The organism is Brachyspira pilosicoli, from assembly GCF_019402445.1.
Lineage (GTDB): Bacteria > Spirochaetota > Brachyspiria > Brachyspirales > Brachyspiraceae > Brachyspira > Brachyspira pilosicoli_B.
This window is the reverse complement of record NZ_SRZM01000394.1, coordinates 1-594: the sequence shown is the minus strand read 5'-3', so window position 1 is coordinate 594 and position 594 is coordinate 1. Positions and strand designations below refer to the sequence as shown.

General features: G+C 38.0%; 1 protein-coding gene. It reads left to right on the top strand.

The annotated features are described in order from the left end of the window. Positions 1-80 precede the first annotated feature (80 nt). On the top strand, positions 81-527 hold the full coding sequence (locus tag E6A48_RS11230; RefSeq protein ID WP_219710384.1) for a (R)-mandelonitrile lyase: 447 nt from the start codon (positions 81-83) through the stop codon (positions 525-527). The last annotated feature ends 67 nt before the right edge of the window (positions 528-594 follow it).

Here is a 594-nt window from a genome sequence, read left to right as displayed (position 1 = left end):
GCTTCTTTGTGGCAACAAAAGAAGTGGGGGGGCGGGGGCTAGTCCCCGCAAATAATTAAAATAAAAAAGGAGAAAATAAAATGCCGGATTATAAATATCAAAAATCACCAGAAAAAACTTTATTCATAAAAAATGGAGAAGGCAAAAAGTTTAAAGGAGCCAAAGAATATTTTACAGGCGATGTTGAAGTAGAGATTATCACAGAGGCTAATGAAGATTCGCATTTTTCTGTAGCCTATGTAACATTTGAGGCAGGTGCAAGAACAGCATGGCATACTCACCCTTGCGGTCAGCATTTAATTGTAGTTGAAGGAATAGGGCTCACACAAGAAGAGGGCGGAGAAGTTTTAGAGTTTCACAAAGGAGAGGCATTATACTGCCCAAAAGATAAAAAGCATTGGCATGGAGCTTCACCAGATTGCAAAATGAAGCATATTGCTATAACAGGCGACAAAGACGGAAATAATGTTACTTGGTTAGAGCATGTTACAGATGAAGAATACAACGCCTACAAGAAAAATAAATAAATTTTAAGCTAAATTATTATATTTTATTTTAATATCTGGGGCTTTGCCCCCTGCGAAGCGTGCCCGT